We start from the raw sequence: 22,556 nt of genomic DNA, 5'->3' as shown, positions 1-22,556 counted from the left end.
GGGATGAAGGTATGATAGCGAGATATGTAAAAGAACAAGATAAAGAATACCTGCAGCTACACCAAAATCTACAATTGAGTCTATTTTGATTCTGATACCCCGTCCGCTTGCGGCGGGGTAGTTCATTTCCAGTTTGCTAAAGTTTGTTGTTCATTTTCCTTAATAAAACTAAGATTTAACTAACACTTGATCTATGGGAATATGAGTTAGAAAAAATGCTTCTCCTTCCGAATCTCGCAAAGCTTCTAAATAAGCATCAATCCCTCGCGGTTGGGGCAAGTTTTCAACATCTGCCAAATGCAAAGCCAAAGCTGATCGCATTTGCTCCGTTGTTTCTTCTAGAGTCGCACCTGTTGCTACACAACCCAATACATCGGGTGAATAAGCTGAAAATCCCGTCTCACTTTTTTCGAGAACAATTAGATATTTGTCGATCATTTTAACCCTGCTTGTTTAAGAATACTAGCTAAAGTTCCTTTACGAACATCATCACTTAATTTGCCAGCAACAGTCACCTTTCCCCTTTTTGTTGGATGCTCATATTGGCGATGACTACCGACTGTATTAACGAGAAACCAGCCATCTTTTTCTAATAATTTAATGACATCCCGAATCTTCGTAGTCATAAACTTACTCGATGTAACCCAAAAATTTCTTCTCGACTGACATTTTCATCGTCAAGACCTTCCTCTATTGCTTTGGCTAGAACCATATCCTCTATCATTTCATAAATTACATCTGTTAAAGTTTCCCGTTCTTGCAATAATAACTCATGCAGAACCTCTTTAACAATAGACTTGAGTGCTTGGGCTTGATCTTCTAACATTTTTGTCTCCTAATCAATCTTTTGGTTAATTTTAATAGTTGCTTTTCCTGTAACTCTTACCCTTGTTGTACCAATTTGTTCTGTTTTAGTCGTTGTTTTTCCTTTCACTGTTTGATCAATTTCAGCATCTAGTTCTCCCGCTTCAAAGTCATCTAAACCAACTTGGCTGATTTCCCCTGCTTGAATTTCCTGTCCTAAAATTCGTAACTATTCAGCAAAAAGAGAATCTTCGTCTAAAATCACATCCAAATTTTTAGTGATAGTTTCAATGACCGTACTGTCCCCACTTTCCAATTTAGCTAATGCTTCATTGACCTTGAGCGATTTTCCCGTTAACCGATCCCTAATCTTTCCCCATAATACAGGAATTTTCGCCACAGCCTCCGCCGTAAAACGCTTGGCCAAATCTCCTGTACCTGATTTAACAAACTCCTGGATTGCCAACGTTACCAACACAATCGCGCTTAAAGGTTCAGTCATATTTAACTCCTTTGGTGTTTGGGTTGAAATACAATATTTGGGGTGCTGGTTTCTTATACCATGATTATATAGTAAAAATTGCTGCGGTGGGGTCATGGTTGATACAGTAAAGTTAATGCAGGTATCACTCTCTCGTCATGACATAATTATTAATAACATAAATCTCACTCATACTAAGCACAGCTTCCCTAAGCTGTTACCCATTTAAACTGGGTATGATAGTGTTAGAAAATGAACTATAAAACTCGATCTTTCCCTTTGTTTTAAGCAGTAATTTAGATACGTCAGCAGTTTAACTCGCACAAATTTTTAACTGGGATTGTTGCTATACTGGTGGCTATGGAGACAAGATCATGTTAATTATTTTTCTGATGAGGATTATTAGTCACCTTTTCATGTACTATGGATCTATGGCAATATTTTTGAAGGATCACGATCGATGCAATCCCTAAGGCTCAGAGTTAAAACTGCTTGGAGAAGCAAAAAAGCAAGGACGATTATATCGTTCCTATTGCTTTTTATCTTGATGCCAATTTTTCTTTATGCTTGTTTTAGTGATCTTCCTAACCAATCATCGGAGCAACGGCAAGGAACCCTTTTGATTTGGTATCCAGAAGAGGGCAATTTAACTAAACTAGTAGGTCTCGGTTTCCAAGAGTTTGAAAAATTAAATCCGCAGGTGACAATTCTTGAACAAGCTATTCCTATCGATGAGATACCCGAACGTTTTTTTAAACAATCTCAAAGCGGATTGGGTGCGAGTGTTATTCTAATTTTTTCGAGAAATATACCCAGATTAGTATCTGAAGGAGTACTGGGGGAAATTGACCGGAAAAATCTAGATTTATCTATCTATAATCCCCCAACCCTGAAACAAGTTAGCTATCAAGGAAAAATCTATGGCATTCCCTTAGGTTCTCGTACTCGTGTACTGTGTTACAATCAAAAAAAATTACAAGTTAGTACCGATCCGCTGCTGAAGCAACCTCCCACCAGTTTAGAGGGATTAGTGGAACGTGCCCGCAAAGGTTATTCTGTGGGGATGGTGTCCTCTTTTGAAGATACTTTTTGGGGAATGGCAATTTTTGGCAGCTATTTGTGGGATGATCAGGGTAGGCTGCAACCTCGCTTGGATGGTTGGGCAAAATGGCTAGAATGGCTAAAATTTGCCTCGTCACAGCCTAATTTTATCCTCAATCGTCAACGGGAATTACTTCATGAGGCCTTTGCTAGAGGTCGCTTAACCTATTATGTTTGTAATTCTATTGAAATTGCCGATTTAAAAAACAGTCTCCAAGATGATCTCAGAGTCGCTTTACTTCCCCAAGGCACTCAAGGTAAAGCAGCACCAATTCTCTATACACGGGTGATGGTATTTAATCGTAATAATAGTGATAATGAAAATAGTTTGGGATTAGCTTTAGGAAAATTTCTCACCAATCCCGAACAACAATTGCAAGCAATCATCCAAACAGAAAGTTTTATTCCCACTAATCGACGGGTACAGATCGAAGGAAATTTACTACCGATCGAATCAGTATTATTACAACAATCTCACAATGCCGTGGCAGTTCCTCTGGATGATTGGGAAAAGTTGAATAAAATTTTAGAAGAGGGAGAATTTTGGTATGAAAGAGCGATCGCTGGTGAAATATCTTCCTCAACAGCAGCCCACCAACTGACACTTTATATTCAATCAGGTCTTGATCAGGAAGTCAAGAAAATGAATTAATTATGAACAACAATATCCCCTCTCTTTCGGAAATAATTGCTAACCAATTATTATTTTTAGGACGCAGAAATGTTCAAAATCAATTAATGATTATTTTTCTCTGTTTAATTCTTGCTTGGTTATTGTCAAAATGGTTATGGTCTTACTTAGAAAAAAGATTTCCTCACGTCACCACTTTTATCCATAGTGATAAAAAATTAACCATCCGTCAATATTTTGCTATTCTGATAGAGTTTCTTAATTTTCCAGTTATTAGTATAATTTTACTGAATTTAAATTATCTAATTTTTTTCAGTCAAAATTGGACAAGAGGACTGATTAGTTTATCTATAAAACTCCTGTGGTTTTATTTAGTTTATCGTGGTTTATTAGCTGGACTATACGCCAAGTTTTCCGTCAATAAAATTAAATATTATCATTTCCGGCTTTTAGCACCTTTATTGGTGTTATTTCTCCTGAGAATCATGATTGGTTTCTACAATAATATTCAGGAAATCGCCAAAGTATCTCCTTTCAATTTATTCAATAGTCCGATCACATTGGGAAGCATATTTATTTTGATAATAGCTCCCTATTTTCTGGTAATTGTTGTTGATCTTATAGAGACTATAATTTTGAGTATTGCTCATTTAAATCAGCAAGCTAGTCGCGGTGAAATTGAAGCAACTTTACTGTTAGGACGTTATTTTTTCATCGTCTTAGGTTTTATTCTCATCTTGGGTTATGTGGGAGTTAATGCAACAGCAATAGCGGCAATTACTGGCGGTTTATCGGTGGGTATTGGTTTCGGTATGCAGCAAGTGGTAAGTAATTTTATTAGCGGTATTTTACTATTATTTGAAAAAGTTCTCAAACCCGGTGATATAATTAATATTGAAGGACAGACTTCTCAGGTAAAAAAGTTAGGTATTCGAGCGACAACAGTGCAAATCCTCACGGATAATTCCGAAAAAATTATCCCCAATCAAAAGTTTTTTACTGAGGATGTCACCACCTATACGGGTAGTGATAACTTGATTTATTGTTCAATTGCTATCGGAGTTGGTTATCATTCTAACGCAGAACAGGTGATGAATTTATTGCTAGACATTGCTGATCAACATCCTAACATACTTAAAAACCCGCAACCAGTAGCCTTTTTTATTAATTTTGGTGATTCTAGTTTAAACTTTGAATTAAAGTTCTGGTTGGATGATGTTAACAAGAAAAAGCGAGTAATTAGTGATGTTAATTGTGTTATTCTTGATAGGTTTACTCAACAGGATATCGAGATTCCCTTTCCGCAGCAAGATATTCATATTCGCAATAATTAGCAATTTAAGTAGTCGTGCAAAATTAATTTATTGGTTAAAAAGCTTTATCAAAATGTCTAGTTAATTTTGCTTAGGTACTTATCTTGGTCAAAAACCTTATCTGATTATTTTCATCTCCAAATATATCACTTTCACTTATTAAATTTATGTATTTATCGTTTTTTTGTTAATAACCAGTGTCTTGACAAAAAAACAATTTTAATATAAAATCCACACTAGGTAATATGTTCAGGAAATAGCTCGTAATTTAGAATCGAAATCGCCCAGATTAATCTATCGAGGTTTTGCTCATGCTTTTTGGTTATACTTTGCTTGGCACTTTATCGATTTTTGTTGAACTTAGACATCAATCGCCGTGCGACTTTTTTCCTTTAATTGCTGTCATCTACCCTAACTAAAAATTCCATGATTATCACCAGTTTACAAAATCGTTTTCCCAGAAATAATCCCACCCGTCGGCTGCGAGCTTTTCTACTAGGCCTTTTCGCCGCCACTATGACCGCTTTACCCCTAAAAGCCGCCGAAGAAGTTGAATTTGTCTATACTCCCCTCGTCTTTTCTGTATCGGTAGCATCCCTAGAAACCTTTGCTAAAGAAGGCAAAATTGATGCTAATTTAAAACAATTTCTAGCCAGAGTAACTCCCGAAGCAAGAGAGCAGTTTCGTGAAGCTTTATCAACAAAAATTGACATTAATCCTGTTTTACTATCTCGTTTTTTTAATAGTGTGATGGGTGCTGATATGCTCTCTCGTTTGGGCAAAGGCATCACCATTGAAGGAGGAATTAATGGTAAATATGCCCTGCGGGGTGCGATTGTTAGTGCCGCTTTTGAGCCGGGGGGATTAACCCTTTTAAATGTGCTGAAAAAATTCCCCAATAATATCCAGTTACAGGGGGAAGAAATCCTCGGATTAGCTAAAACCATCGATTATGCAGTTTATGTGGCGGAAATATTTATTAAAGATATGCGCCTCTGGACAGCCGGGGAAGCCGCTGCCGTTAAACCACCGATTAATTATACCAGTTTACCCGATCTGCGTCAGCGCGGTAGCTTTCAGGTAAAAAAAGAAGTTTGGAACCTAACCGATAGCAGTCGCAATCGCAGTTTATATGTCAATGTTTATATCCCGCAAACTTTCCGAGAAGGTAAAACACCTGTAATTATTTTTTCCCACGGATTAGCCTCGCGACCAGAAGATTATGCCCAAGCAATTGAACATCTAGCTTCCTACGGATTTTTAGTAGCGGCACCGCAACACCCCGGCAGTGATACCCAATACCTACAAGGAATGTTAGGGGGGTATTATCGCAATATTTTTGATGGCAATGAGTTTATTAATCGACCCAAAGATATTAGCTTTGTCATCGATGAATTAGCAAGACGTAATCCTAGTCAATTTCAAGGTCAACTTGACCTCACTAATGTGGGAGTAGCGGGTCATTCCTTTGGAGGTTATACATCTCTAGCTGTTGCTGGCGCACAAATTGATTTTGATAATCTCGCCCAAGATTGTAATCTTCCTTACTCCGGGATTAATATCGCTATTATACTGGAATGTCGCGCCCTAGAATTGCCTAGACAGGTCTATAATTTTCGTGATGAACGAGTCGCGGCTGTCTTTGCAGCTAATCCCGTTAACCGCAGTATTTTTGGGGAAAAAGGTTTAAGTAAAATCTCGATTCCTGTCCTCTTGGGTTCTGGAAGTTATGACCCGGCAGCTAATCCGATTTTTGAACAGGCCATTCCTTTTACTTGGTTAAAAACGCCAGATAAATATCTGGCCATGGTGGAGGGACAAGCTCATGTAAATTTTACGGAATTGGATGCAGGAATGCAAAAAACCCTAGAGTCTGTGGTCGATATCACTTTACCCAATCAAAATTTAATCGAGGATTATGCGGGGGCTTTATTGGTCTCTTTTTTTGAAGTTTATATTGCTGATAATGACAAGTTTCGTCCTTTTCTTCTGTCTAGTTACGCAGAATATCTCAGTCAGGGACAAAAGTTTAAATTAGACTTTATTACTGCCGCTTCTGACGAGAAATTATCTCAATTGATTGAGAAATTGCGAGTACATAGGCAATAGGCACTCTTGCAATAGTAAAACGGAGGGTTCGTTTTTTGGCTGCTACTCGTCTTTTATCTTTTGTAGCAGCTTTTTTTGCTTAATCCCATAGGTAGCAACTTAGGTTATCTAAAAGAACACCTATTCGATTACCCTGCCCATCGGTGATACACCTTTCCTTTAATTTCATTTGAGAACAACTGCCTTAGTTAATTTTCGTTCTAATTATAACTCAGGTGTTAACGCCTAACCATGTTGATCTATCCTTCTGGAAAAAAACCTTCAAGCTTTGGGAACTCTCACTCGTTCTAATTTCCCCGAAACTATTCCCAACTTAGCGCCTTTAATCCTTCATTTTGGGGGGGAGGTCGTTTTAAGAGAAGTGTATCAGGGAATTAGGGATGTTAGTCAGTGGTGGCGGTGATTCTTGTTCTATGAATTAGCCTCCACCTTACCCAATTGAATCAGCAGCCTGCTCCCCAGTGCCTTCAGCAAGCGCAGAAATCCAATAAAATAGTAAATAGGTGACATCGGGAAAAAATTATCTATGGCAACTACATCCGAAGACGTATGGCAAATCTTAGCCGAATTAGCCACTGCTCAAGCCGAATTAACTGCTGCTCAAAAAGAAACTGACAAACAACTGAAGGAGACTGACCTAATATTGAAGGAAGTTAGTCAACAACAGAAGGAAAACGCCCAACAACAGAAGAAAACTGACCGACAACTCAAAGAATTAGGACAGCAAATTGGGGAACTCGGTGCCAAATTCGGCAGCTTTACCGAAGGACTTGCCCTTCCCTCAATGGAAACGATTCTCAGACAACGGTTCGGCATGAAAGTTGTTAGTCCCAGTGTCCGAGCAAGCGAAGATGGAAAAAACCTAGAAATTGATGTTCTTGCTTATACTAATGGTGAGCTAAATACTGCCTATATCGTCGAGGTTAAAAGTCATGCTAGAGAGGAATCTATTACACAATTAAAAAGTATTTTGCAACGGTTTCGCAGCTTTTTCCCTGAACACAAAGATAAAAAACTCTATGGCATATTAGCGGCGGTTCATGTATCTCCAGAATTACGCGAAAAAATTCTGCAAGAGGGGTTTTATGTGGCTCGGATTCATGACCAAGTATTTGAATTAGATATTCCCGATAATTTTCAACCTCGACCTTATTAAAAATTTAAATGTAATCGCTCTATCTTGCCCAAAGGCATCAACACTTTTTTCTTCATGAATCGGCAAAATTCAGTAAAATAGTAATAGACCAAATCAGAGATAAAAAACTCTATGGCATATTAGCAGCCCTGGGTAAGCGCATCTTAACAATCCTTGACAAAATGAACTTTATGTGAGTTGCCTACCCAGACGACAATTCAGGCATATTTGAGTAGAATTTGCCATCTCAATTGTTAAGCAACAATCGACCAAATAGGTCGAGTTCGTAACTATTCTGATTGACTGGTATCACTTGAAATGCCCACGCAAATCACAAAATTGGCCAATTGTCAATAGCCTTTGAGATGCCCTCACCCCAGTTTGGGTCTAGGTTTTAAAAATCCCACAAAAGAAGATTTATATCTCAAATCAGCAACGCTGGAAAAATTATTGCTATGACAGGAGGTACCCCGACTCATATTCGCTCATCAAATACATAAACAAAGAAAATTATCTGTATATTTAATTACTTAATCAGAAACATTTACCTTTGAAATAGCAGTTTTTAAATAGGAAACCACCTCATTAATTGCTACTTCTGATGCTTTTTTACTGGCTCTTTCGACTAATTCCACCTTACCTGATTTGAGAGATTTACCTGTGACAATGCGATAGGGAATCCCAATTAAATCCGCATCTTTAAACTTAACTCCTGCACGTTCATTCCGGTCATCTAAAAGGGTTTCAATGCCCGCTTGATTTAACTCATTGTATAAACTTTCGGCGGTTTTTACCTGCTCGGCATCGGCTAAATTAGGAATAACCACAATCGCTTGATAGGGGGCAATAGCTACCGGCCAAATAATGCCATCTTTATCGTAGGATTGTTCTACGGCTGCCTGGGCTAAACGGGATACTCCTATGCCATAACAACCCATACAAATGGGGGTAGATTCGCCCGCTTCATTAGTATAAAAAGCATTCATAGCTTGAGAATATTTATAGCCCAATTGGAAGATATGACCAACTTCAATTCCTCTAGCACTTTGCAAGGTTTGATTAGGATCGTGAATAGCTCGATCGCCTACCCGGGCTTTGCGTAGATCGACGATTAATTCTGGTAAGATAAAATCTTGACCCCAATTGGCTCCCACTACATGAAATCCGCTTTCATTAGCACCGGTGATAAAGTTTTCTAAGTCTGTCACTGTGTTGTCTGCTATGCGTAAAAACTTAGGAGCTATATCGCTGGCTTTTTTGAGTAAATTATCTTCTAAGTCGGGAGCAATATAACCTAAAGGTAAAGGTTTAGTTGCCCATTTCTGTTGAGCGGCAGCATCGGGTATTTTTAAAGCCAAAATTGTTTTAGCATTGTAACAGCTCGCCTGTCTAACTAATTCATTTTGTAGTTTAACTTCATTAACCTCTTGATCGCCGCGAATATGCAGTAAAACTAAAACAGTTATGCCGCTATCATAAAGCACTTCGTAGAGAACATTTTTGACGATGGCAGTGGCAGAACAATCAAGAAATTTAGCTAAACTTTCGATCGTGTTGGTGTTAGGAGTCTCTTTTTTACAAAACTTTTTAAAGGGAGAAGCCACTTTATCTGCTGGCAAAGAAACGGCTTTTTCTACATTAGCCGCATACTTTTCATCGGCAGTAAATAAAACCTCATCTTCTCCAGCATCAGCTAAGACCATAAATTCTTGGGATGCGGAACCACCAATCGCTCCAGAATCCGCTTCTACTGCCCGAAAAGCTAACCCACAACGGCGGAAAATATTGCGGTAAGCTATATCCATCGCTTGATAGGTTTTCTTTAAACATTCCTCGTCGAGATTGAAAGAATAGGCATCTTTCATAATAAATTCCCGTCCCCGCATTAAACCAAAACGAGGGCGAATTTCATCGCGAAATTTAGTTTGAATCTGATATAAATTAACTGGTAATTGTCGATAGGAACGAATTAAATCACGAGCGACGGCAGTAATTACTTCTTCGTGAGTCGGTCCTAATCCTAACTCCCGGTTTTGCCGGTCCGTCAGGGCAAACATAATCCCTTCTGCTTTTGTGTAGGTGTCCCAACGGCCCGATTCTTGCCAGAGTTCCGCCGGTTGCAGTTGGGGAAGTAAACATTCTTGGGCGCCGGCTTTATTCATTTCTTCCCGGACTATCTGGGAGACTTTCTGCAAAACCCGCCACATCAGGGGTAAATAGGCGTAAATACCGCTGCCGATGCGACGAATGTAACCGGCACGGACCAAGCATTTATGACTAGGGATTTCCGCCTCGGCTGGGTCTTCCCGGAGAGTGACAAAAAGCTGTTGAGAGAGTCGCATCCTATCGATATCCTTTTGAACAGAAGACTTTCTATTATCTCATCAAAGGAGAACGACTGCAATTATCAATTACTTGTGTTGACAAACAATAACAGCGATCAGTTTACCGATTCTCAGGCATTTCCCCTCATAACTTGAGACTGGTTGGAGAAGCATTGAACCCTAGTTCCAATTGCCTAACTCCCTTGTTCTCTACTCCAGGAAATATGAGCGTTCAGGTTGATCGCTGTTATCGTCGTTATCGAGACAGAATGTAACTTTAACAGGGTTTACTCCTTTGTGAACTTGACCTTTATAACCTTGCCAGTCGATCTGTCAGGGAAGCTTTTTTCTTTAGCTTCAATTATTAATATAACATCGGATCGGGGCTAGAAGTCTTTCTCTTAATCAAAGTTTACATTACCCGGATCAAGGAAAAGCCTCGATGTTTTGACGCTTAACCGACCCTAACTTTGATTATCCAAAAATTATGGCAGCAGTGACCTCAACAGTAGTCAAAGAAAGCGCAGAAGAATTAACTAACTCAACAGACCAAAGAAGCAATCACCCCTAGGGAAAAAGACAAACTGCCCCTAAAGCAAGAAAAAGCTCCCACCCTCAAGGTGATAGCTAAAAGTTGAGGGCATCATAGAAACACAGTGCCAGCCTGATTGTGTAAATATCGTGAGCAAGGCAACGAAAAGAACTTTATAAGATGAATCGGAACGATCCCTTAAACTTCCCGTTGCCGAGGTCCCAGTGAGACAGGTGAGTAGTATGCTTATCCACAGGGAGGCTTGATTTGGGCGCTATATATACAACCAGTCTCAATGGCTGGCTGGTACGAATTATCGTGTCTGACTTCAAATATGTTCTTGTTCCCCAAACTGAAACATCTTTGGCCTGTTTGCCGACAAGATACAAAGCTGAAATTATTGTGGCATCCGAGGCGATGCGGACGGCGAATGGGATTGATATCGCCCCTAAAGAACTCTTCGCCTTCACCATGAACTGCAAAGTTCTTGGCGCTATGAGTTGGACTCTGGTAAATGCGTAGCCATCTGAAGATTCTCCCTGCTTGAGATAGTCACTGCTTAGTCTTTGAATGATATCGAGATCAATTTCATGATCTAGCACTTCTGAAGGGGGGTGCGTCGGCCTGGAAAATCCCAAGAAACTGTGATCGGCAAATACGTCCTCAGCAGCGTAAGCCGTTTCTATTTGACCCATTTCATCTATGGTTATATGCCCGGGCCCGTGAAACCCAATGAACTACCCCGCCGCAAGCGGACGGGGTATCAGAATCAAAATAGACTCAATTGTAGATTTTGGTGTAGCTGCAGGTATTCTTTATCTTGTTCTTTTACATATCTCGCTATCATACCTTCATCCCCATGCTTTCCTACCGTACTTGCGTAATATCCATCACTCCAAAACTCTCCTCCCCACAACTGCTTTTTCACTTGAGGACACTTTTTGAAAATTTCTCTCGCCGTTATACTTTTAATCATTGTCACTATCCTTGTCACACTATAGGTCGGTACTGATTGCACCAGAAAATGCACATGATCTTTATCCACTCCAATTTCTACAAACTTTATCTCGTATCGTTTTTCCATCTCTAGACAGACTTCTTTCAACAAGCTATCTACCTGTTCGTCGAAAACGGCTTTACGATATTTGGCTGGGAACACTAAATGATATAGCAAAACACTTACATTATGGCTCTTATGGATGTATTCACTCATTTTTCTATTGTACGCCGCGAGCGGCGGGGAATTAGACCCGAAGAGATTAAAGTGATTGTTTACTGAATAGCAATATGCTCCTGCGTGTTGGATTAACAATGGATCCCCAGGACTCTGGCCTTCTAAATTGGTCGATGGTAGCAATATATCGCCGGCAAAACAAAGTGGCCCTCCAATAGCATCGTCCCCTTGAGTAGGCAGGGTGCGATGATTGCGATCGATAATTTGGTGGCTCCATGAGAGGAGAGTCACCTTGATTAGCTGGTCGGAGCCAACATCAACAATAGCCCAACGTCTGCCCCGCATCTGCTTAAGCTCGCGGATACGAGTCAACAAGGCGACGGCATTACCAACCAGTGCGTGTCCAGGCTCGACTATGTACTCAATACCGGGTAACAAGTGTTTCTTTAATGCTTCTGTGTACTCTGGGATTGTTGGAAACTGTTGCCCGTCATGGAAGTCAATGCCAAGCCCACCGCCAAGATTTAGTTTTCTCATGCAATGATTCGAGCAGGCTTCGATTAAGTTTTTCAAATGATGAATAAACTGAATCGAATGACTAAATGCCGATACATTATCCATCTGAGTCCCAATATGGATATGCAAGCCAGCTATGGGCAGTTGGCAACTGGCCAGCGCATCTGGCAATTCCTCGGATGGGATGCCAAACTTACTGTTGGGCGAGGCGTGAGAAACCAGATCCTGCCAATCAGTATTGTGGAAATATTCCACCTGTTTTTCTGGGTTAACCCGAACCAGCAAGCTCCCACTCCAATCCTTGCCATAAAGCTTATGTTGAAGATCATCTAATATAGCTTGGGAGTCAGCAACTACTGTTGCGCCTCCATCGAGGAGATCTACCATTAGCTGGCGGTCGGGTGCCGGACTGTTGTATGTGATCCGATTCAATGGGAATCCGCAAGAAAGGGCCAACTCAACTTCATATTTAGAAGAGCAGTCTGCGGAGCATCCCAGGGATACCAGTTCATTCAGAATCGCCATCGACGGATTAGCCTTTACCGGGTAAGCAACCTGAGATGGACTGCCCACAAGCTCCACAAAGTGGGACAGGTTCCGGCGAAGCTGACCGACGTTCAGTATGTAGAGAGGAGACCCATGGCGTTTTGCTATCTCCTCGATGTCAATTGATCGCGTCCAAGTTTCCATAATCCCTTCTATAATCTCGCTTTTGTCCAACGCCTAGCATCACCCGCAAACAGCGATCAGTTTATCGATTCTCAGGTATTTCCCCCCACTACTTGGGACTGGTTGGAGAAGCATTGAACCCTAGCTGCAATTGCCTAACTCCCTTGTTCTCTACTCTAGGAAATATGAGCGTTCAGGTTGATCGCTGTTATCATCGTTATGCCACCCTATCGAACCATACCAAGTAAGGAAGAACCTTTTTTTTTAGCTTCAATTATTAATGTAACATCGGATCGGAGCTAGAAGTCTTTCTCTATAATCAAAGTTTACATTACTGGGATTAAGGAGAGGCCTAGATGTTTTGACGCTTGACGATAATTAACCTCAGTTCGGTATCAGAAAAGGAGGGGGTGGTAGCCTGAAAAAATACAAACGATTCAGCACCCCCGTTCTACATTAGCCGAGTCCCGCCCTCTCGAACCGGTCATCGAGTTTTTCGCCACGCTCTGACGTAATATGAAAAATCACTTAGCGATGGCGTACTGCTAGGCAGTGGCTTCGACATTGCAATCAACTTATGGAACAGGGTCAGACGGAAGGCGATGTTAGTCCAAAATTATTTATTTTGAATTACCATTGTTGCACAAGTAATTATATTTTCTAAATTGTTATACTCATATCTTTGTTTTTCAATATAATTATCAAATAAATAATTTTTGTCTGGATATTTTATCACTAACTCTTGGTATTTTTGTTTAAGATAATTGAATTGCATTTCATACTCATCATTTTGATAACCGAACAACCCAGAGAACAGTTGAAGGAATTAACAATAAACTGAATGTGATTAAAAGGAGAGGCTGTGGATTTAGAAACTTTAAAAACTTTAGTCTTAGATATTTATTAAATTGGCATTTTGCTAGTTGATTTTATATGGTAAGTTCGGAAAAACTAGAAAAATGAAAGACAAGGGTTTGAAAATCTGCGAAGACTTCTTAAAGTAGAAAGAAAGGGTAGTCGCGGGGATAAAACTTATGAAGAAACAGCTTACTATATCAGCGGTCACTGAGCCTTTACATTGAGCTTGTCGAAATGTGTCGAAGTGTAGCCTAACCGAATCCGCTCAAGTATTTGCCAAAATTATTCGCGGTCACTGAGCTTTTACATTGAGCTTTTACATTGAGCTTTTACATTGAGCTTTTACATTGAGCTTTTACATTGAGCTTTTACATTGAGCTTGTCGAAATGTGTCGAAGTGAGGACATTGGAAAATAAAAAATCAGTTACATTGGGTAAAAGATGTAATTTTTGAGGAAGATAAAAGCCAGATCAGGGATTTTCAAGCGGCAAGCAATTGGTCAATTCTCACAACTATAGGATTGAATCTTTTTAGAGGTTTGGGTTTTCTCTCAATAACAGAGGGACAAAGGTGATTAGCTGAACGTTGGGAAAAACTGATAGTTTTATCGACGTAAGAAGTAAGCAGAAAAATTAGCTAAATTAACAGGATGTACTCTCAGACAATTTCAAGAGAGATAGGCTTTTAGTGGCTTGATAACAAGCTTTATCAATCTATTCATAATAAATATTGGCAGAGGATTAAAGATTAATTGTTGTGACTAACTCTTTTAGTTAGAGAAAGATAAACTTGAGAATCTTCAGTCAAATTTATTAACTCAAAATCAGCCGTACTTAATTTAAATGAATCAACCCTACCTTAATAAGGGGGCATCTGAAAGTTTTTAATACCTACCTACCCATTGATTGACTCCCTCAATTGATTATAGCAATTATTATACTGATGAAATGCAAAATAATTACCAGAAATTAGCTATGTTTACCCAAGGAAAAGATAACAGCTATCTTAATAAGACTCTTGAAATTTTTTACCCAGCAACTAAACAGGAATTTGATCTCTCCCAAATGTGGGACAATTGACAAAGAACTAAGAATTGTAGAATCCCCCCATCATGACCTCGGAACTATCGAAGCAATACGATCCCAAGATCACAGAAACGAAATGGCAGCAATATTGGGAAAATCAAGAAATATTTACAGCAAACCCCGAAAAAGGCGGCGAAACCTACTGTATAGTCATCCCCCCTCCCAATGTTACCGGTAGTCTCCACATGGGTCACGCTTTCGAGAGTGCCTTGATTGATACACTTGTTCGCTACAAACGCATGACCGGCAAAAATACCCTCTGGCTGCCCGGAACAGATCACGCTAGTATTGCAGTACAAGCTATACTCGATCGCCAATTAAAAGCCGAAAAAACCGACCGTTACCAACTAGGAAGGGAAAAATTCCTCGAACGCGCTTGGCAATGGAAAGAGGAGTCCGGTAGTACCATTGTTAATCAACTGCGACGCTTGGGGGTATCCGTGGATTGGACGCGGGAACGTTTCACCATGGATGAGGGACTTTCCCATGCTGTCCGTACTGCTTTTATCAAACTCTATGAGGACGGATTAATCTATCGCGGTCAATACTTAGTTAACTGGTGTCCGGAATCCCGGTCGGCCGTTTCCGATTTAGAGGTGGAAAACAAGGATATTGAGGGAAATCTCTGGTATTTTCGCTATCCTCTCAGCGATGGTAGTGGTTATCTTCAAGTAGCCACCACAAGGCCCGAAACCATGCTCGGTGATACTGGTGTCGCTGTCAACCCGCAAGACCCCCGTTATCGCCATTTAATCGGCAAAACCGTCACTTTACCGATAATGGGGCGAGAAATCCCGATTATTGCCGATGAATTAGTGGATCCCGAATTTGGAACCGGTTGCGTCAAAGTTACGCCGGCCCACGATCCCAAGGATTTTGAGATGGGTAAACGCCATAATTTAGCCTTTATTAATATAATGAATTTAGACGGCAGTTTAAACGAAAATGCCGGAATATTCGCAGGTCAAGATCGTTTTGTTGCCCGCAAAAATGTCGTTAAAAAACTCGATGAAGACGGTTTTTTAGTTAAGATTGAAGCCTATCGCCATAGCGTCCCCTATAGCGATCGAGGTAAAGTTCCCGTGGAACCCCTTTTATCTACCCAATGGTTCGTTAAAATCGAACCTTTAGCCACAAAAGCTTTAACCTGTTTAGATCAGGAAAACTCGCCCCGTTTTGTGCCGGAAAGATGGACAAAAGTTTATCGCGATTGGTTAGTTAAACTAAAAGATTGGTGTATTTCTCGACAACTGTGGTGGGGTCATCAAATTCCCGCATGGTACATTATCAGTGAAACCAATAACGAAATTACTAACCATACTCCCTTCGTTGTTGCCTGGGATGAAACCTCCGCTTTAGCCAAGGCCAAACAAGAGTATGGAGAGGATATAATTATTCAACAAGACCCCGATGTTTTAGATACTTGGTTTTCCTCGGGATTGTGGCCATTTTCGACTATGGGATGGCCAGAAAAAACCCTTGATCTAGACACCTATTATCCCACCACAACCCTCGTCACAGGTTTTGATATTATCTTTTTCTGGGTGGCAAGAATGACGATGATGGCGGGCTATTTTACGCGACAAATGCCTTTTAAAGATGTCTATATTCACGGTTTAGTTAGGGATGAAAACGGCAAAAAGATGTCTAAATCTGCCAATAACGGCATCGATCCCCTAATTTTAATTGATAAATATGGAACCGATGCTTTACGATATACCTTAATTCGAGAAGTGGCAGGAGCAGGACAGGATATCAGTCTGCAATATAACCGTAAAACCGATGAATCGGAATCCGTAGAAGCTGCCCGAAATTTTGCCAATAAAATTTGGAATGCTTCCCGTTTTGTGATGATGAATCTGGAGGGAAAAACCCCAGAAGAATTGGGAGAACCAGTTTTAGAAAATTTAGAATTAGCCGATCGCTGGATTTTATCTCGTTATCATCAAACAGTGCAAAAAACTAGAGATTATCTAGAAAATTATGGCATGGGAGAAGCGGCAAAAGGTCTATACGAATTTATCTGGCGCGATTTCTGTGATTGGTATATCGAGTTAGTGAAAACTCGTTTATGGAAGGATAAAGAATCGGTTTCCTGTGCTACGGCCCGGCAAACTTTGGCTTTTATCTTGGCAGGGACATTAAAATTATTACATCCCTTTATGCCCCATATTACCGAAGAAATTTGGCATAATTTAACCCAAGAAAATCAGCAAGTTTTGGCTTTAGAAACCTATCCAATAGCTGATAGTTCTCTGATCGATCTAGACTTAGAAAATACTTTTGAGTTATTAATTGAAAGTATTCGGGTGTTGCGTAATTTGCGGGCCGAAGCGGGGATTAAACCGGGGGCAACGATTACGGCAATTTTACAGACAGAAAACAGCCAAGAATTAGCTATTTTGCAACGCGGACAAGTGTACTTAAAGGACTTGGCCAAGATCGAAAACTTAATTTTGACGACCAAATTAACCGAGGAAGTCAATCAAGCGATCGCTGGTGTTGTCGCTACGGTAGAAATCCTCATCCCCCTGTCCGGATTGGTTGATATATCTGTATTGGCCGGGAAATTAGCGAAAAATTTAGCTAAAGTAGAAGGGGAAATTAAGAGTTTGAGCGATCGCCTGAATAAACCTAGCTTTGTCGAAAAAGCTCCAGAAGCTTTAATCCAAAAAACGAAGCAAGCTTTAGCAGAGTCCGAAAAACAAGCCCAAATTCTCCAAGAACGCTTAAAACGCCTGCAGTAGTATCTTTGTACTATCTAAGTCCAGTGGGCTAGAGCAAAGCTACTGCGATCGAGATTATCCCTTAATCCATTGACTTAGTTGTTCAAGTAGTTGAAGTTAAAGGAGAGGGGCTAACCTACGGATGACTTTGGGGAACTTAAGCATCTCATAAACTTGCTCCTCCTAACTCCCTATCTAACTCGGACTCCTTGTCCAGCAAGTCTTTCAGGAGTTTTCTGCACCACTGGGTCAATTAAGTTAGCAATTTCAAATTCCGGCTCAATAACAATAAAGCTAACCTTGACTCGCTGCATCTACGACCAAAACCTTATTTTTTTCTGTCACATTTCTAAATAGGGGCTGCTGAAAAAGTTTTTCGTGGGGGCAGGGTGTGGGGTGTGGGGTTTTACCCATTTTCAGGTGGTCAATTACCTGATTTTCAGGGAAAAAATCCCTAAATTTTCCCCCCAATCACTCCAATGGTAGGGACTTTTTCAGGGAAAAAAAGTCTAAAAGTCTTATCCAACAAGGTTTTTAGATTTATTCAGCAAACCCTAAATAAACAATCAAAATGATGATCAACAAGGATACAGTCCTTTCTGGACAACAATTAAATATTTGTTCAGCGATTTAATTGAATAATTTTTCCTTTACAAAAATACAAGAATTACTATAAAGATTTAGATAAACAAGAAAAAATATAAAGTCTTATGAAGATTATTCAAGAATTATCTCAAAAGTCAACAATTGATGAGATTCTGGCCAGATAATGGGGATGGAGGGCTGAATCAACCTGATCCGAAAAAGAGATTGTTGTCGAGAGTCGGAGAGAAAAAGCAATGAATATCAAGGATACATTACACAATTTTGTCCAGTACCTAACAGAGGCTTTCGCTCGCATTTTTAGTCCCAACAATGATGAATATCCCGATGTGGGGATGCAGCCTTTTGATTCTGAACCTTACCATGCTCCCAAGGTTAATTCTTAACTAAAAATGACAGATAACTGCTTTGAGATAAAAGTTATGGGTAGGGATAATAACCCTACCTGATTTTATCGAAAAATAATTAATCCTCTGCTTGCCAATCGGGACAACTATCACTATCCCAACCGTAGGGATGGACACCGCAGACGAGAAGATTGCCTCCGTAGATATAACCGTGATAATTACGGCAACCGATACAAGCAGGATGGGTGTTAGGATCGGGGTTAACCTTAGGAGTGAGGGTAAAATCCGAGGGTTCATCTAATTCCGAAAATAGGGACTCATCGAGGTTAAAAAATTCTTCTAATTCCTGGGGTAAAACCTCTTGAATAAACTGTTCCAGATCGATGATAATTTCCTCATTGATTTCTTCGATAGTTTGGGTAACTTCTTGGAAAAAATTTTCAATTCCCAGTGCCACAGTTTCGATCACTTCCCAAAAATCCTTCTGCCAATCGTCCATGTTTATACTTGCATCCCTTGTCTGGTAATAATTAATTATTTGTCGCTAAAATCTAGGTTTTAATCCTGTTGCAGTTTCCGTAATTCCTCCTGAAGACGTTCCACCTGTTGCCGCAATTCATCTACTTTGGGATCGGCTGCTTTGGTGTCTTCCTCGTCTTCAATAATTTCTATCCGTCGGGGTTCATGGGGAATATTAGATTCGTTACCTTCTACGGTTTGCTGTTGTGCCTGTTTCACCAACTCATCAACGTATTTCCTCGCTTCTTCCGTCGTCATTTCACCGCGAGAAATCATCTCATCGGCTAATTTTTGGGCTTGATTTCTTAATTCTTGTAAATTTACTTCAGCTTTTTCGGCGGCATAAGTAGCAATGCCTACACCCAAATAAACTGCTTTTTTGACTAAATCACCTAAGTTCGCCATAGCAAAAATCCTGAATCGATCGCTCTTACCTACTAGAATAAACGATCCTTCTCCCAAATGGAGATGGGTTTTGGGAGTCAGTGAACAGTGAACAGTAAACAGTAATCAGTGAACGCTTGCGCCGCTAATGTAACACTATGAACATTTTTCAGCCAATATCCAAGAGAGCCATCAGTGAACTGAAAACTCACATCTGATAACTGATAACTGGTAACTGATAACTGATCAAGTAAAGTTTTGTAAAGAGATGCGGTGGTGGCGACAGCAAAATTGATCGCTATAAAGATTAAATTTTAGTCAAATTGCTGGTTTTTTGCGCTCAAAACGACGATAGAGCCTCATTAGGTCATTTTTGACCTAAATAGTTTGATTAAGCTCAAAATAACTAAATATTGCCTATAGTTGCCGGCAGCCCGCAGCCGGCTGAATCGATTTGTGTTCATCCTCAGCAAAGATTTAAACTAAAGACCAGATTCCCGATTTAATCACAAAAAACTATGTTTCCTATTCATCGCCCCCGTCGTCTGCGTCAAACCCCTCAAATGCGCCGTCTGGTGAGTGAAACCGTCTTGACAGCCAATGACTTTATCTATCCTCTTTTCGCCACGACGGGGGAAGGTATTGCCCGGGAAGTCAAATCAATGCCGGGGGTGTACCAATTATCAATCGATAAAATTGTTGACGAAGCCAAGGAAGTGCGGGATTTAGGAATCCCAGCGATTATTTTATTCGGGCTGCCAGAAAGTAAAGACACAGAGGCGACGGGAGCATGGCACGATCATGGTATTGTGCAGAAAGCGGCCACAGCAATTAAAGAGGCAGTTCCCGATCTACTCATTGTCGCCGATACTTGTTTGTGTGAATATACCAACCATGGTCATTGTGGTTATCTGCAAACGGGAGATTTAACCGGCAGGGTGTTAAATGATCCCACTCTGGAATTATTGCAAAAAACCGCCGTTTCTCAGGTAAAAGCGGGAGTGGATATCATTGCACCGTCGGGAATGATGGATGGTTTTGTGCAGGCAATTCGTCAAGGATTGGATGAGGCGGGTTATAGTGATACGCCGATTCTTTCCTATACGGCTAAATATGCCTCTGCCTATTATGGGCCGTTTCGGGATGCGGCTGATTCTACCCCCCAATTCGGCGATCGCAGAACCTACCAAATGGATCCGGGTAATGCCCGGGAAGCCTTAAAAGAGGTGGAATTAGACCTATTAGAGGGAGCAGATATGTTAATGGTGAAACCTGCTCTATCTTACATGGATATTATCTGGAGAATCAAGGAAATGACTAATTTACCCGTGGCTGCCTACAATGTGTCGGGGGAATATTCAATGATTAAAGCGGCGGCGTTAAATGGCTGGATTGACGAAAAAAGAGTGACTTTAGAGACTCTAACTAGCTTTAAACGGGCGGGGGCCGATATTATCTTAACCTACCACGCTAAGGATGCCGTGCGCTGGTTAGCAGCGGGTTAAACTTGTTGATTTAACCCACCATGCCGATTATTGAGTAGGGTTGGCACAATTGATTCAAGCAACTACATAGCGCACTGCTGCAACAATTTGTTAACCGATCGTGGAATCTATGATGCCTTTTATTTTTGGCTGTTCATGTTCCGACGGTTCCAGAGTTTTAGTCCTTCAAACCAGAAAATACTGACAACTCCAGAAACTAAGCTAACCAGCAAATCATCAGTATGTAGCAGTGAAAAGCTGAACAGGTGTCGTAACAAGGGAACATAGAGAACTAATCCCAAAAACAGGAGTCCACCGCCGATCACCCACCACAAAGCCTGATTAGGAGCTTGGAGCATTTCTGGAATCGTTCGGGACCAGGAACGATTGGTGAGGATCATAGCCAAGTTGGAGATAATCAATGTGGTAAATGCTAAGGCACGAGCATTAAATTCACTATTGCCGTTGCTATAGGCGATCGCAAATACAATAACCAGTACCACTAAAACGCTGATCCCCTGAAGCAAAGCCAATCGCAACGTCCGACGACTGAACAAGGGTTCTTTGGGATTACGGGGGGGACGACGCATAATATCGCTTTCTGCCGGTTCAGCTTCAAACACAACCGTGCAGGCTGGATCGATAATTAAGTGCAGAAAGGCAATGTGGATCGGGAGTAGCACCAAGGGCCAGCCAAACATGACTGGAATCAAGGACATACCCGCGATCGGAACGTGAACGGCCAAGGTATAGGCCATCCCCTTTTTCAGGTTGTCAAAGATACGTCTGCCTAGTTTGACCGATTCGACAATGGAGGAAAAATCATCTTTCAACAAGACCAGATCGGCAGACTCTCGCGCTACATCGGTCCCCCGTTCACCCATGGCAATGCCGATATGAGCAGACTTGAGGGCCGGGGCATCGTTGACACCATCACCAGTCATGGCCACAATTTCCCCGGAGCGTTTCAGTGCATTGACAATCAATAGTTTTTGTTCGGGGACGACACGGGCAAAGATGTTGGTGCTTTGAATGCGATCGCGCAATTCCGACTCACCCATTTGCTCCAGTTCCCTACCGGTGATCACCTTGTCTAAAGGCCTGAGTCCAATCTGACGGGCAATGTTCTGGGCTGTTACCGGATAATCACCCGTAATCATGACAACGCGAATTCCCGCACCATAGCATTCGGCGATCGCAGGTGCCACAGTAGGGCGCACGGGGTCTTCCAGGCCGATGAGTCCGACAAATTCAAACTCAAAGTCGTGTTGTTGCACAGGTAAGCGATCGTCAGATTCTAAGTAGGCTAGAGGCCCGGATGACTCAAGAGCGTGAGTTTTGGGTAATGTTCCCATTTTGCGTCCTTGGGCAACTCCCAGAACTCGCAAACCCTCTCCGGCCATTGCCTGGATCTGTTCGACAAGCTCCTGTTGTTGAATCGGGCTGAAATGGCAGAGATCGGCGATAAATCACGACCACCGCCGCACAAATGGCCAGCGCGATCATCGTCAATTTACCGACAATGCGACGGGTTTCTTTTTGTAAGACCGTGTCTTCCGGTTCAACCGTTTGCCAGCAATTCTCATTTTGAAAAAAATTCAGATAAAATTCTCTTATTTAAATAGAGAACTTGTGTAGAAGCATTATTTTTTGACAGATAATTATCATCCAACGCTGGAGATAGACAGGTTTTAAGAACTTTGTCCATGAAAAATCGATTTCAACTCATAAATCTGGATGAAATTCTAACAAAATTTTTA

The 22,556-nt window shown here is 40.9% G+C and carries 17 protein-coding genes and 4 pseudogenes; 9 read left to right on the top strand and 12 right to left on the bottom strand.

The features are described 5' to 3' along the window. Window positions 1–168 precede the first annotated feature (168 nt). The 4 genes from IQ224_RS10890 to IQ224_RS10875 all read right to left on the bottom strand — a co-directional run bounded on the left by IQ224_RS10890 (window position 169) and on the right by IQ224_RS10875 (window position 1,402). Complete coding sequence (locus IQ224_RS10890) at window positions 169–438, bottom strand: type II toxin-antitoxin system HicB family antitoxin (RefSeq protein WP_002745090.1); 270 nt, start codon at window positions 436–438, stop codon at window positions 169–171. Then, window positions 435–626: a type II toxin-antitoxin system HicA family toxin gene (locus IQ224_RS10885; protein ID WP_002745088.1), complete on the bottom strand. Its 192-nt coding sequence runs from the start codon at window positions 624–626 to the stop codon at window positions 435–437. Before IQ224_RS10885 ends, IQ224_RS10890 begins: the two co-directional genes overlap by 4 nt. Beyond that, window positions 623–826: a hypothetical protein gene (locus IQ224_RS10880; protein WP_002745086.1), complete on the bottom strand. Its 204-nt coding sequence runs from the start codon at window positions 824–826 to the stop codon at window positions 623–625. The genes IQ224_RS10885 and IQ224_RS10880 overlap by 4 nt, the downstream gene beginning before the upstream one ends. A 207-nt stretch (window positions 827–1,033) precedes the next feature. Then, complete coding sequence (locus IQ224_RS10875) at window positions 1,034–1,402, bottom strand: hypothetical protein (protein ID WP_228036194.1); 369 nt, start codon at window positions 1,400–1,402, stop codon at window positions 1,034–1,036. Between the two features lie 343 nt (window positions 1,403–1,745). On the opposite strand from IQ224_RS10875, the gene IQ224_RS10870 reads away from it, so the two are divergent. The 4 genes from IQ224_RS10870 to IQ224_RS10855 all read left to right on the top strand — a co-directional run bounded on the left by IQ224_RS10870 (window position 1,746) and on the right by IQ224_RS10855 (window position 7,595). Continuing rightward, window positions 1,746–3,038, top strand: coding sequence for an extracellular solute-binding protein (locus IQ224_RS10870; RefSeq protein WP_036401458.1), 1,293 nt, complete (start codon window positions 1,746–1,748; stop codon window positions 3,036–3,038). 2 nt (window positions 3,039–3,040) lie between these two features. Beyond that, window positions 3,041–4,351 carry a mechanosensitive ion channel family protein gene (locus tag IQ224_RS10865; RefSeq protein WP_194032927.1) on the top strand — a complete coding sequence of 437 codons (1,311 nt, stop codon included), beginning with the start codon at window positions 3,041–3,043 and terminating at the stop codon, window positions 4,349–4,351. A 405-nt stretch (window positions 4,352–4,756) separates the two neighbouring features. Further along, the gene (locus tag IQ224_RS10860) at window positions 4,757–6,439 is read left to right on the top strand and encodes an alpha/beta hydrolase (RefSeq protein ID WP_002745080.1); all 1,683 of its coding nucleotides are present in this window, start codon (window positions 4,757–4,759) and stop codon (window positions 6,437–6,439) included. Window positions 6,440–6,965: 526 nt separating this feature from the next. Continuing rightward, entirely contained in the window at window positions 6,966–7,595 is a 630-nt protein-coding gene (locus tag IQ224_RS10855) for a DUF3782 domain-containing protein (RefSeq protein WP_002745076.1), read from the top strand. 509 nt (window positions 7,596–8,104) lie between these two features. Here IQ224_RS10855 and IQ224_RS10850 read toward each other — a convergent pair. The 4 genes and pseudogenes from IQ224_RS10850 to IQ224_RS10835 form a co-directional block, all read right to left on the bottom strand. After that, complete coding sequence (locus IQ224_RS10850) at window positions 8,105–9,916, bottom strand: proline--tRNA ligase (RefSeq protein ID WP_002745074.1); 1,812 nt, start codon at window positions 9,914–9,916, stop codon at window positions 8,105–8,107. Between the two features lie 687 nt (window positions 9,917–10,603). Beyond that, a complete protein-coding gene (locus IQ224_RS10845; RefSeq protein WP_228036193.1) occupies window positions 10,604–11,125 on the bottom strand; it encodes a hypothetical protein in 522 nt (173 codons plus the stop codon). 74 nt (window positions 11,126–11,199) lie between these two features. Beyond that, window positions 11,200–11,643, bottom strand: a complete 444-nt coding sequence (tnpA, locus tag IQ224_RS10840; RefSeq protein ID WP_002740761.1) for an IS200/IS605 family transposase — start codon at window positions 11,641–11,643, stop codon at window positions 11,200–11,202. A 90-nt stretch (window positions 11,644–11,733) separates the two neighbouring features. Beyond that, window positions 11,734–12,810 (bottom strand): annotated as a pseudogene (locus IQ224_RS10835) (pyridoxal-dependent decarboxylase, pyridoxal binding domain protein); the annotation flags it as partial. 765 nt (window positions 12,811–13,575) lie between these two features. On the opposite strand from IQ224_RS10835, the pseudogene IQ224_RS10830 reads away from it, so the two are divergent. The 3 genes and pseudogenes from IQ224_RS10830 to IQ224_RS10815 all read left to right on the top strand — a co-directional run. After that, a pseudogene (locus tag IQ224_RS10830) lies at window positions 13,576–13,716 on the top strand (transposase); the annotation flags it as partial. Between the two features lie 332 nt (window positions 13,717–14,048). After that, window positions 14,049–14,222: pseudogene (locus IQ224_RS10820) on the top strand (ISAs1 family transposase); the annotation flags it as partial. 537 nt (window positions 14,223–14,759) lie between these two features. Continuing rightward, window positions 14,760–17,480, top strand: coding sequence for a valine--tRNA ligase (locus tag IQ224_RS10815; RefSeq protein ID WP_194032926.1), 2,721 nt, complete (start codon window positions 14,760–14,762; stop codon window positions 17,478–17,480). 170 nt (window positions 17,481–17,650) lie between these two features. On the opposite strand, the gene IQ224_RS24575 is transcribed toward IQ224_RS10815, so the two are convergent. Further along, window positions 17,651–17,773 carry a hypothetical protein gene (locus tag IQ224_RS24575; RefSeq protein WP_002738230.1) on the bottom strand — a complete coding sequence of 41 codons (123 nt, stop codon included), beginning with the start codon at window positions 17,771–17,773 and terminating at the stop codon, window positions 17,651–17,653. A 525-nt stretch (window positions 17,774–18,298) separates the two neighbouring features. Here IQ224_RS24575 and IQ224_RS10810 point away from each other — a divergent pair. Further along, window positions 18,299–18,448 carry a hypothetical protein gene (locus tag IQ224_RS10810; protein WP_002745064.1) on the top strand — a complete coding sequence of 50 codons (150 nt, stop codon included), beginning with the start codon at window positions 18,299–18,301 and terminating at the stop codon, window positions 18,446–18,448. 79 nt (window positions 18,449–18,527) lie between these two features. Here IQ224_RS10810 and IQ224_RS10805 read toward each other — a convergent pair whose 3' ends face one another. Continuing rightward, window positions 18,528–18,908 (bottom strand): hypothetical protein, encoded by a 381-nt coding sequence (locus tag IQ224_RS10805; RefSeq protein WP_194032925.1) that lies wholly within the window; start codon window positions 18,906–18,908, stop codon window positions 18,528–18,530. Window positions 18,909–18,967: 59 nt separating this feature from the next. Continuing rightward, a complete protein-coding gene (locus IQ224_RS10800) occupies window positions 18,968–19,333 on the bottom strand; it encodes a phasin family protein (RefSeq protein ID WP_002737188.1) in 366 nt (121 codons plus the stop codon). 497 nt (window positions 19,334–19,830) lie between these two features. Here IQ224_RS10800 and hemB point away from each other — a divergent pair, with 497 nt between their 5' ends. Then, a complete protein-coding gene (gene hemB / locus IQ224_RS10795) occupies window positions 19,831–20,817 on the top strand; it encodes a porphobilinogen synthase (RefSeq protein ID WP_002748010.1) in 987 nt (328 codons plus the stop codon). A gap of 119 nt (window positions 20,818–20,936) precedes the next feature. Here hemB and IQ224_RS10790 read toward each other — a convergent pair. Continuing rightward, window positions 20,937–22,262: pseudogene (locus IQ224_RS10790) on the bottom strand (cation-translocating P-type ATPase); the annotation flags it as partial. Between the last annotated feature and the right edge of the window lie 294 nt (window positions 22,263–22,556).

This window comes from Microcystis sp. LEGE 00066 (assembly GCF_015207925.1).
In the GTDB taxonomy this organism is placed as follows: domain Bacteria; phylum Cyanobacteriota; class Cyanobacteriia; order Cyanobacteriales; family Microcystaceae; genus Microcystis; species Microcystis ichthyoblabe_A.
Note: the sequence above shows the minus strand (reverse complement) of the source record. Positions and strands in the feature narration are given on the sequence as shown.